Origin of the sequence: Actinomycetospora termitidis (assembly GCF_030286555.1) — a bacterium.
In the GTDB taxonomy this organism is placed as follows: domain Bacteria; phylum Actinomycetota; class Actinomycetes; order Mycobacteriales; family Pseudonocardiaceae; genus Actinomycetospora; species Actinomycetospora termitidis.
In genome coordinates this window covers 520,209-530,914 of sequence record NZ_JASVWF010000002.1, presented here as the reverse complement: position 1 = coordinate 530,914, position 10,706 = coordinate 520,209, and the positions used below count along the sequence as shown (strand labels likewise).

General features: G+C 75.4%; 9 protein-coding genes. 4 read left to right on the top strand and 5 right to left on the bottom strand.

Features of this window, described 5'->3' with window-relative positions:
• Positions 1 to 77: 77 nt before the first annotated feature.
• The gene (locus QRT03_RS10415; RefSeq protein ID WP_286052644.1) at positions 78 to 1,007 is read left to right on the top strand and encodes a hypothetical protein; all 930 of its coding nucleotides are present in this window, start codon (positions 78 to 80) and stop codon (positions 1,005 to 1,007) included.
• Here QRT03_RS10415 and QRT03_RS10410 read toward each other — a convergent pair.
• From QRT03_RS10410 to QRT03_RS10390, 5 genes are all read right to left on the bottom strand, one after another.
• Entirely contained in the window at positions 998 to 1,990 is a 993-nt protein-coding gene (locus tag QRT03_RS10410; protein ID WP_286052643.1) for an adenosine deaminase, read from the bottom strand. The genes QRT03_RS10415 and QRT03_RS10410 overlap by 10 nt on opposite strands.
• Before the next feature lie 14 nt (positions 1,991 to 2,004).
• Positions 2,005 to 2,601, bottom strand: a complete 597-nt coding sequence (locus QRT03_RS10405; RefSeq protein ID WP_286052642.1) for a hypothetical protein — start codon at positions 2,599 to 2,601, stop codon at positions 2,005 to 2,007.
• Between the two features lie 102 nt (positions 2,602 to 2,703).
• A complete protein-coding gene (locus QRT03_RS10400; protein ID WP_286052641.1) occupies positions 2,704 to 3,873 on the bottom strand; it encodes an aromatic ring-hydroxylating oxygenase subunit alpha in 1,170 nt (389 codons plus the stop codon).
• Between the two features lie 73 nt (positions 3,874 to 3,946).
• Positions 3,947 to 6,397 (bottom strand): FAD-dependent oxidoreductase, encoded by a 2,451-nt coding sequence (locus QRT03_RS10395; RefSeq protein ID WP_286052640.1) that lies wholly within the window; start codon positions 6,395 to 6,397, stop codon positions 3,947 to 3,949.
• A 202-nt stretch (positions 6,398 to 6,599) separates the two neighbouring features.
• Positions 6,600 to 7,406, bottom strand: coding sequence for an IclR family transcriptional regulator (locus QRT03_RS10390; RefSeq protein ID WP_286052637.1), 807 nt, complete (start codon positions 7,404 to 7,406; stop codon positions 6,600 to 6,602).
• Between the two features lie 151 nt (positions 7,407 to 7,557).
• On the opposite strand from QRT03_RS10390, the gene QRT03_RS10385 reads away from it, so the two are divergent.
• The 3 genes from QRT03_RS10385 (at position 7,558) to QRT03_RS10375 (ending at position 10,633) form a co-directional block, all read left to right on the top strand.
• Complete coding sequence (locus QRT03_RS10385) at positions 7,558 to 7,905, top strand: bifunctional 3-phenylpropionate/cinnamic acid dioxygenase ferredoxin subunit (protein WP_286052636.1); 348 nt, start codon at positions 7,558 to 7,560, stop codon at positions 7,903 to 7,905.
• Positions 7,906 to 7,997: 92 nt separating this feature from the next.
• Positions 7,998 to 9,776: an alpha/beta hydrolase gene (locus tag QRT03_RS10380; protein ID WP_286052635.1), complete on the top strand. Its 1,779-nt coding sequence runs from the start codon at positions 7,998 to 8,000 to the stop codon at positions 9,774 to 9,776.
• Between the two features lie 122 nt (positions 9,777 to 9,898).
• A complete protein-coding gene (locus QRT03_RS10375; RefSeq protein ID WP_286052634.1) occupies positions 9,899 to 10,633 on the top strand; it encodes a CPBP family intramembrane glutamic endopeptidase in 735 nt (244 codons plus the stop codon).
• Positions 10,634 to 10,706: the final 73 nt, after the last annotated feature.

The following is a 10,706-nucleotide window of genomic DNA, read 5'->3' as shown; positions in this document are numbered from 1 at the left end:
GCCCCGGGGTCGGGCGCGCGCGCGGCGCCGGCCCGGCATGATGGGGCGCGGCATGGCCGCCCGAGAGAGGGAGACTGATGGCGCTGGCGTGTCCGAGCTGCGAGGCCGCGGCCGCGGAGTACGTCGGGATGGCGGACGACGGCCGCAACGAGATGCGGTGCACGTCGTGCGGCCACCACTGGATGCTCGGTGCGAAGCCGGTGTCGCCCCGGGCGGTGACCCCGAAGCCGGTGAAGACCCCCACACCCCGCGCTCCACGCACCGGAGGCGCGACGTCCACGCGCACCCGCACCGCCCCGGCGGCGGCCGCACCCGCTCCCGTCGTCCGGAGGTTCCCGACCCTCGACGACGTACCCGACGAGAACCTCCGCCGGCTCGCAGCGCTCAAGGCGACGTGGCCGCGCGAGCGGCCCCGGCCCGACCCGTACGCAGCCGACTTCCGCCGGCTCCACGAGCTCATGTTCAGCCGCGCCGGGCTGCCGCACACCGAGCCCGGGCAGCTCAAGGACTTCGTCACGTCCGACGTCCTGGCGCTGTCGGGCAACACCTCGTCGTTCTCCCGCGAGTGGCGCAAGCTCGGCGACCGCGACGCGTCGCGCCGGTTCCGCGACGCGATCGAGTACCTGCTGCGCGGCGAGTCCGGTGAGGACGAGCAGAGCCCGGACGACCCGCCGCTCGAGGAGCGGTTCACCGCCCTCGTCGACCAGACCAGCCCGCACGCGATGCCCGGAGCGCGCGAGGCGGTGCTCACCCACGTCCTCGCGGTCGCACGCCCGGAGCGCTTCCTGCCGGTCCTCACCGTCGACGGCGGGTCGGGCGGGGAGGGCAAGCGCGAGATCGTGGCGTCGGTGCTCGGCGTCGAGCTCCCGGCGGTGGACCGGTCGCGGCACACGATCGGCCGGGTGGCGTGCGGGTCGAACGACCTGCTCGTCGACGCCCTCGGTGCCGGGTTCACCGACCTCGACGACGCCGCGGCCTTCCTCCTCCGGGCCCACGCTCAGGCCTGAGCCGCCGCCCAGGCGGTCACCTCCCCGCGCAGCTCCGCCCGGCGCGCGTCGTCGACGAACGCGGCCTCGACGGCGTTCAGCGCGAGCGTGCGCACCTGCTCGTCGCTGAGGTGCAGGGCCTCGACGACGGCACGGTGGTTGTCGTCGACGTAGCCCCCGAAGTAGGCCGGGTCGTCGGAGTGGACGCTGACGGCGAGGCCCGCCCCGAGCATCAACGGCAGCGGGTGCGCCGCGAGGGTGCGGACCGCGCGCAGCCGCACGTTCGACAGCGGGCAGACGGTCAGCGGCACCGCCTCCTGCGCCAGCCGCGCGACCAGGGCCGGGTCCTCCAGGCTGCGGATCCCGTGGTCGACCCGCTCCACGCCGAGCACGTCGAGGGCCTCCCGCACGTAGTCGGCCGGACCCTCCTCCCCCGCGTGCGCCACCAGCCGCAACCCCTCCGCCCGGGCCCGGGCGTAGACGTCGGCGAACCGTGAGGGCGGGTTGCCCGCCTCCGCGGAGTCGAGCCCGATGCCCAGCAGCGGCGTCCCGCTCGCGAGCAGCGCGTCGAGGACCTCGGACGCCTCCTCGGCCGGCCGGTCGCGCAGGAAGCACGGGATCAGCCCCGTCGTCATCCCCGCCGGAGCCGCCGCCAACGCCCCGGAGACCCCCTCCAGCACCACCTCGACCCCGACGCCGCGGGCCAGGTGGGCCTGCGGGTCGACGAACAGCTCCACGTGCCGGACCCCGGCCCGCGCGGCGCGCTCGAGATAGGCCGCCGTCATCGCCGCGAAGTCCTCCGCGTGCCGCAGCACGGCCATGTTCGCGTAGTAGAGGTCGAGGAAGTGGGAGAGGTCGGTGAAGGCGTACCGGGCGCGGAGGTCGTCGAGGTCGGCGTAGGGCAGGGCGACCCGGTTGCGCTGCGCCAGCTCCATGATCAGCTCGGGCTCGAGGGTGCCCTCGACGTGGACGTGCAGTTCGACGGCCGGCGGGGTGTCGGTCATGGACCGATCCTGGCTCACGCCTCCTCGAGCGGCTCCCGCGCCACCGGGACCATGCACTCCGTGCCGCGCCGGGAGGGGTCGCAGCCCACGCGGTAGAGGCGCTGGGTCACGGCGCCGGGCGTCCGCCCGAACCGGCTGCCGAGCTCGTCGAGCACGGCGGTACGGGTCTTCTCCGGGTCGGCCGCGAGCCAGGCCGCGCGCAGGGCGGCGTCGTCCTCGGCCGACCAGGGCGTCCCGCCGTTGGCCGGGCGGGGGCGTCGCCAGGGCGAGCGGGGGAAGGGGACGAGGTCGCCCGGGTCGCGCTCGTCGTCCGGCCAGTCGTCCCGCCAGCCGAAGCGCAGCCGCTCCTCGGAGAACGGGTCCTCCTCGGGCTCCGGCTCGGCCGCGGGCCACATCGGCGGGTCCAGCGGGCCGTACGTGCCGAACTGGTCGTCGGCCCAGGCGGCCCGCAGCAGGGCGTGCAGCCGCCGTGCGGGCAGCGACACCGTGAGCCCCGGGTCGCCGTCCTCCGGGTCGGCCCCGACCGGCACGATCGCGACGTACGCCCGGGCGTCGACGACCTGGATCCGCAGTTCGTGGTCCGCCTCGCGGACCGTGATCATCTCGCGCATGACGATCAGGGTCGGCCCGTCGACGGCGGGACGGCAACGAGCCCGCGGCGCCCTGTGGACAACCCCGCTCGGTCCACAGGGCCCGCTGCTCCGAACGCCCCGCTACGCCACCTCGTGCGCCTCGGGGACGGCCACCAGACCCTCGGCGAGCTCCTCGGGCCGCCCCAGCATCGACCGCACCCAGTGGTGGAACGCGCCGATGTGGTGCTCGGTCGGCACCAGCACCCCGCCGTCGGCGTACACCCGCGAGGACATGCCGTGCTGGCAGCGCTCGCAGGCGTCGAAGTCCTGCCGGTTGACCCGGTCGAACAGCTCGACCGATCGCGAGACGTCGACGCCCGCGGCGACCACCTCGGGGTCGACGAGCCAGTCGCACTCGACGACGGTCCGGTCCGCCGCGAGCGGGAACATGCGGTGCACGATCACGTGGTCGGGGACCAGGTTGACGAACACCTGCGGGGCGATCGTCACCGCGAAGTAGCGCCGGTCCTGCTCCTCGGTGACCCCGGGCAGCCGTCCGAGGCCCGCCGACCCGTCGACGGTGAACCCCTCGGTGCCCATGACCGCGCCCTGCCCGACGTTGGTCTGCGCCGCGTAGCCGCCGGCGAACTCCGGGAGCACCTCGGTGAGCTCCGGGTGGATCGTCGCGCAGTGGTAGCACTCCATGAAGTTCTCGACGACGAGCTTCCAGTTGGCCGCCACGTCGTAGGTGATCCGCCGGCCGAGCGCGAGCCGGTCGATGCCGTACGCGTGGACCGCCTCCCGCGAACCCAGGCGCTCGGCGACGACGTCCTCGACGGTGGTCTCGAACGACGGCGGGTCGTCCGCCAGGCAGATCCAGACGTACCCGAGCCACTCGCGCACCGCGATCGTGCGCAGGCCGTGGGCCGTGCGGTCGAGCCCCGGCATGGACGACAGGTGCGGCGCGGACACCAGCGTCCCGTCCAGTCCGTAGGTCCACGCGTGATACGGGCACTGGAAGCTGCGGCGGACGGTGCCGGACTCCTCGGTGCAGAGCCGGGCGCCGCGGTGGCGGCAGACGTTGAAGAAGGCCCGGACGGCGCGGTCCCGCGAGCGGGTGAGCAGGACGGACTCGCGGCCGACGGTCACGGTCCGGAAGGACCCGGCGTCGGGGAGGTCCGTCGAGGCGACCGCGCAGAACCAGGACGCCTCGAGGATGTGCTCGCACTCGGCGGCGTGGGCCGCGGGGTCGACGTAGGCCGAGCCGGGCAGCGTCGGGAGCAGGGACGGGTGGGACGGTGCGGTGGTCATGGGGCGTTCTCCGAGCGACCGGGAGGGTGGGGGGCGAGACGCAGGACGGGCCGGGGCGGGCGGACGACGGACATCACCGCACCTCCCGGTCGACGACGCGTCCGGGCAGGCGCCGGCCGAAGTACTCGACCGACAGCGCGGTGCCCGCGTCGGACAGGGCGGCGGGGACCACCGCCAGGGCCAGGGACACGTCCTCGGTGGCCGAGGCCTCGGCCACCGCGACGCGCCCGATGCAGTCGTCCCCGGCGAGCACGGGCTCGTCGCCGACGACCACCTCCCCCGGGTCCTCCAGGGCGAGGGTGACGAGGCGGCGGGACGGCGTCCCGCCGGCGAGCACGGCCTCCCGGCCGAGGAACGGGCCCTTGTCCGGGTCGACGAGGTGCGCGAGTCCCGCCTCGGCGGGGGTCAGCGAGGCGTCCACCCCGCTGCCGAGGGTGCGCAGGCCCGACTCGACGGCGAGGCTGGTCACCGCGCGTGCCCCGGCCGCGACGACGCCGAGGGTGGCCCCGGCGTCCCAGAGCACGTCCCAGAGCGCGGCGCCGAGGTCGGAGGTGGTGCGCAGCTCCACCCCGTCGACCCCGATCGGCGTCCCGCGCAGGGCGAGCACCGGGACCGGCCCGACGTGGGTCTCGGCCGCGGTCGCGACGGTCGACGCCCGGGACGCCGGGTCGGTGAGCCGGGAGAGGAGCACGCCCGACGCGGGCCCCCACACCCCGATCGCGCAGGTCCCCGACGAGACGTCCCGGACCGCCACGTCGCCGAGCACGTGCTCGGCCAGCCAGCGGGCCTCCAGCCGGGTCGCCACCGCGACGGCGAACCGCTCCTCGCCGAGCCGGGCGACGTCGAGGTCGGCCCGGATCCGCCCGGCGGCGTCGAGGCACAGCGCCCGGGTGCGTGACCCGACCGGCCGGTCGAGGTCGACCGTCGCGAGCTGCTGGAGCAGACCCAGTGCCCCGGGGCCGGTGACCTCGAGCCGGTGGGAGGCGGTGAGGTCGACCAGGGCGACGGCCCGGCGGACGACGAGGGACTCCGCCCCGGCCACCGGGGACCAGTGCCGGCCCGCCCACTCGCGGCGCGGGCGCACCTCGCAGACCTCGGGCAGGTCGGCGTTGTCGGCGAACCACGCGGGCACGGCCCAGCCGTCGCGCTCGGCGACGACCGCCCCGAGCTCGCGGTGGCGGGCGTCGAACGGACCCGCACGCAGCGGGCGGGAGGACGTCGACAGGCCCTGGGGGTGGGCGATGTCGTAGACCTCGTCGAACGCCGTGCAGGCCCGGCTGCGGACGGTGGACGGGGCGAGCAGGGCGGGGTCGAAGCGGTCGTGGTGGGCCGCGGAGACGTCGACGGGGTCGGGGTCGGAGGACCCGTCGAGCGCGGGCAGTGACGGCACGCCGTCGACCATCCAGCTCGCCACGGCCTGGGCGACGCCCGCCGAGTGCGTGATCCACACCGCCTCGGCGAGCCAGAACCCGCGCACCGACGTCTCGCCGAGCAGGGGCATCCCGTCGGGGGTGAAGGAGAACAGCCCGTTGACGCCGCGCTCGACCTTCGCGTCGCCGAGCGCGGGCAGCAGCGCCTGGGCGGCGGCCCAGCTCGGCTCGAAGTCCAGTTCGGTGAAGGCCCGCTCGCTGGGCATGTCCCCGCGGTCCGGCCCGGAGCGGTCCAGGCCGGTCGGGTCGGCGGGCATCGCGCGGTGGCCGTAGGCGCCGACCCCGAGGCGGTCGCCGTGCTCCCGGAAGTACAGGTCCGCGTCCTGGTGGCGCAGCATCGGGAACACCGCCCCGCCCGGGTCGACCAGGCCGCGCAGCTTCTGCAGCAGATCCAGCTCGCGCAGCGGGGTGGTCCAGGCGTACTGGTGGGCCATCGGCGACAGCGGGACCCCGACCCCGGCCATCGCCCCGAGCAGCGGCCCCCACATGCCCGCGGCCGACACCACGACGTCGGCCTCCACCCGGCCCTCGGAGGTCTCGACCCCGCGCACCCGCCCGCCGCGGACGTCCATGCCGGTGACCCGCACGCCGTGGCGGAACGTCGCGCCGCGGGCGGTGGCGGCCCGGGCCTGCGCCTCGGCCGCCCCGAGCGGGACCGCCAGGCCGTCGGACGGGATGTGCAGGCCACCGAGGACCACATCGCGGTCGATCAGGGGGTGCAGGGCGGCGCACTCGCCCGGGTCGAGCAGGTGGGACTCGATGCCCGCCGCCGTCGCCCACCCGTGCCGGCGGCGCAGGTCGGTGAGGCGCTCCCGGGTCGCGGCGACCTCGAGTCCACCGACCGGCTTGAAGCAGGCCCGCCCGTCGAGGCGCAGGGCGCCGTACTTGGTGGCGGTGGCCCGGGCGAACCGGGTCATCGTCGGGTGGCCGGTGGTCTGGAACACCAGCCCCGGGGCGTGCGAGGTGGAGCCACCGGTCCGGACCGGTTCGCCCTGGTCGAGCACGGTGACGCGGGTCCACCCGCGTGCCGTGAGCTCGTCCGCGAGGGCGCAGCCGACGATGCCGGCTCCGACGATGACGACGCGAGGTCCCATGGGCGTCTCCCGCTCGGCCGAGTCCGTGGACTCGTGTTGCGCATTGCGCACCGTGTTTTGCTTACCGCAACACCGTGGGATTTCCGGCCGAGCGGTGTCAAGAGGCGGAGCCCGATGAGTCGGTGGGCGTAACCAGGCTGTTTCCGCGTGACGGGAGTACGCACGCGTAGTACGGGGTACGGATGAGACCCCGCTGGGCCGGTCAGCGCAGGGCGCTGCCGCCGCTCGGCTCGACCCAGCCGAGCTTGGCCGAGAGCTCGCGCGCGGCCTCGCGCATGTCCGCGACGATCGCCCGCGCCCGGCGCCGGGGCAGCCGGTAGGCCGGCCCGGAGGCCGAGAGCGCGGCGACGACGCTGCCGTCGTGGGCCCACACGGGCACCGCGACCGCGTGCATCCCCACCTCGAGCTCCTCGAACGACCGGGAGTAGCCCTCGTCGAGCACGCGGGCGAGCTCGGCGCGCAACGCGGAGGGCTCGGTGATCGTGGCCTCGGTGTAGCGCGGGAGCCGGCGGCGCAGCAGGGCGCGCTGCTCGGCCTCGTCCATGTGGGCGAGGAGCACCTTGCCCGCCGACGTCGCGTGCAGCGGGGTGCGCCGGCCGACCCAGTTCTGGGTGCTGACCGTGGAGGTCCCGAACTCCTGCGCGACGTTGATCGCGGCCTCGCCGTCGGACACGGCGATGTTCACGGTCTCGCCGACGACCTCGGCCAGCGCCTGACAGGTCGGCTGGCCGAGGCGGGCCAGATCCATCCGTCCGGTGGTCGCCGCCGCGAGCCGGACGATGCCGAAGCTCAGCGCGTACTTCCCGCGGTCGCCGAGCTGTTCGAGCAGTCCACGGCGCTGCAGGGCGGACACCAGACGGGACGCGGTGGACTTGTGGACGCCGAGTTCCTCGGCGATCTCGGTGATCCCGGCCTCACCGCGCGCAGCCAGGATCTCGAGGATGGTGACGGCGCGGTCCACCGACTGGACGGACGACCGCTCCGTCCGGTCACCGTCCGCCCTCGACACGCCGGGGAGTGTAAACGAACTCCCACCTCCGCCACGTCCTCCGGGGACGGGCCCCCTTGACGGGATCCTGGAATCGGCCCCACGCTGTTGCGTATCGCGCCCACCGTTCCCCTGTGCGCAACAAACCCCTCTCGATCCGGAGTGTGGCCCGATGCTCGTCCCCGTCCGCCCCCTGTCCGACCTCTCCCCCGGTGACGCCGTGCGCCTCGAGCCGCAGCACACCCTCGACCCGACCGGACCCGGCGTCGCGATCTTCCTCACCGAGGACGGCGAGCTCCACGCCATCGACGACTCCTGCACCCACCAGGACGCCGCCCTGTCCGACGGGTACCTGGAGGGCTGCTTCATCGAGTGCCCGCTGCACGCCGCCCTGTTCGACCTGCGGACCGGCGAGCCGGACGGGCCGCCGGCGTCCGTGCCGGTCCGGACCCACCCCGTCGTCGTGGTCGAGGGCTGGATCCACGTCGATCTCGGCGGGGCGGAGGAGATCGCCGCCTGACGCGGCCGGACCCCGGGTGGAGGGCGACGTTCCGCTCACATCCGCGGGGTCCCGCCGTCCGGGGCGGCCCCGGGAGGTCCAGACTGACGCCCGTGACCGACACGGGGGTGGAGACCGAACCCTCCCGCGACCTCCACGGGCCCGGGCCCCGCCCCCCGGCCGCGCACGTCGTGCACCGCGGGCCGGGGCCGCTCGACCGGCCCGGGCTCCGGTGGCTGCGGGTGGACGCCCTCGGCCTGGCCGTCGCGGTCGCCTTCGGCGCCCTCGCGATGACCCCGTCGCTGATCCCGCGGGACTGGGTGGTCCAGGGGCTCGCCACGGGCCTGTCGGCGGCCGTCGGGTACGGGGTCGGCACGACGGTGTGGTTCCTGATCCGCCGCACGCGCACCGGGCTCCGCCTGTTCGCCCGGGCGCGGCGGCACATCCCGCCCCGGGTGCGCCTCGTCGCGTGGCCGATCCTGCTCGTCGCCGCGGTCGTCGTCGTGCTGGTCATGCTCGTCGCCGGGGTGCAGTGGCAGCGCCAGCTCGCGCTCCTCGTCGGGATCGAGCCGCCGACGCTGCTCGGCTACGCGCGGGCGCTCCCCCTCGGCGTCCTCGTGGCCGCGGCGCCGATCGCCGTGGTCCGCCTCGTCCGGCACGCCGACCACGTGCTGGTGCGCGGCCTGCGCCGCTTCACCCACCTCCCGCGCCGCATCGCCGGCGCCGTGGCCGTCGTGCTGCTCGCGATGGTCATCGCGGCGGTCCTGAACCAGATCGTGCTGCCCGGCACGCTGACCGTCGTCGACCAGGCCTTCTCGGGGGTCAACGAGCAGACCTACCCCGGCTTCGAGCGGCCCACCGGCCCGACCCGCTCCGGATCGCCCGACTCCCTCGTGCCCTGGGAGACGCTGGGCAAGGAGGGTCGGCGCTTCGTCGCGGCCGGTCGGGACGCCCGGACCCTCGCCGAGGCGAGCGGCCGACCCGCCGTCGAACCCGTCCGGGCCTACGTCGGCCTGGAGTCCGCCCCGGACGCCCAGGCCCGCGCCGACCTCGCCGTCCGCGAGCTGGACCGGGAGGGCGCCTTCTCCCGGGACGTCGTCGCGGTCGTCACGACGACGGGGACCGGCTGGGTGGACGACCCGGTGTCGGACTCCCTGGAGGCGATCTACGGCGGCGACACCGCGATGGTCGCCACGCAGTACTCCTACCTGCCCAGCTGGCTGTCCTTCCTCTTCGACGGCCCGCGGGCGGAGGAGGCCGGACGGCTGCTCATCGACGCCGTCCACGCCCGGATCGACGCCATCCCGCCGGGGCAGCCGCGCCCGCGGATGATCGTGTTCGGGGAGAGCCTGGGGTCGCAGGGCTCGGAGGGCGCGTTCTCCTCGCTCGCGGACGTCCGCGCCAACACCGACGGCGCCCTCTGGGTGGGGCCGCCGAACTCCAACCGGTTGTGGTCGCAGATCGTCGACCGCCGGGACCCGGGCTCGCCCGAGGTCCGACCCACCTACTCCGACGGGCTCGTCGTGCGGTTCGCCGGGGGCGGCTCGACCGCCACGGTCGGGCAGGACCCGGCGTCCCCGTGGCTCCCGCCGCACGTGCTCTACCTGCAGCACCCGTCGGACCCCGTCGTCTGGTGGTCACCGAGCCTGCTCTGGGAACGGCCGGACTGGCTCGTCGAACCCCGCGGCTCGGACGTGGTGGGCGCGATGAGCTGGTACCCGGTGATCACGTTCTGGCAGGTGTCGATCGACCTGGTGAACGCGGTCGACGTGCCGCCGGGCCACGGGCACGTCTACCAGGGCGAGGTGCTCGACGGCTGGGTCGCCGTGGCCGCGCCGCCGGGGTGGACCGCCGCCGACACCGAGCGGGTGCGCGAGGTCCTCGCTCGGTGATCCCGGTCACCCGACCCGAGGTCGGGGTGTGTTCCGGACGACGGCCCGGGGCACCCTCACGGATCGCCCACAGGACCGGGTGGCACCGTGGAGGGGTCCGCCGGCCCCGACCCGAAGGTGCCATGACCGCTCCCGCCACCGTCCTGCCGACCCCGTCGCGCCGCGCTCCCGCCGTCCTCGTGCTCTCGGCGGTCGTCGCCGCCGTGGCCTCCGGCCTCGTGGCGTGGAACAACCTCCTGGTGCCGGCGCTGCCCGCCGACCCGGTGGTGCGGATGATCGCGAACGTCGTCGGCGTGCTGGTGCTGGTGCTGGCCGCCCGCGCCGGCGGTCTGACCTGGCGGGACCTCGGACTCTGCCCGACGACGTGGCGGGCCGGCCTGCGCTGGGGCGGTGCGGCCGTGGGGGTCGCGGCCCTCGGGTACGGGGTGGCCTTCGTGCTGCCGGCGACGCGGCCGCTGCTGGAGAACCCGGGCGTCGAGTCCAGCCCGACCTCCGCCCTGGTGCTCCGCGCGCTGCTGCTCATCCCCGTGGGCACGGTCCTCTGCGAGGAGCTCGCCTTCCGGGGCGTGCTGCACGGGCTGACCGAGCGGGCGTGGGCCGGCCGTCTCTGGGCCGGCCGTGGCGTGGTGTTCGCGGTCGCCTCCGCCTTCGCGGTGTGGCACCTCGCGGGGGCGCTGGCCGCGCCGGCGGGCGGGGTCCCGGTCCTCGGGGTCGCCGTGGTGCTGCTGGTGACGGCGGTGGGCGGGGTCGTGATGTCGGTCGTGCGCCGCCGCACGGGCTCGTTGTTCGCCTCGATCGGCATCCACCTGGGGACCAACGTCGTCGGCCTCGTCGCGGTCCTGCTCGCCACCCGCTGAGCGTGAGATAGGGAATATCGGGCCACCCGCGCCCGTTCCGAGCGTCTAGTGTTTCGTTGCGCACTACACGAAA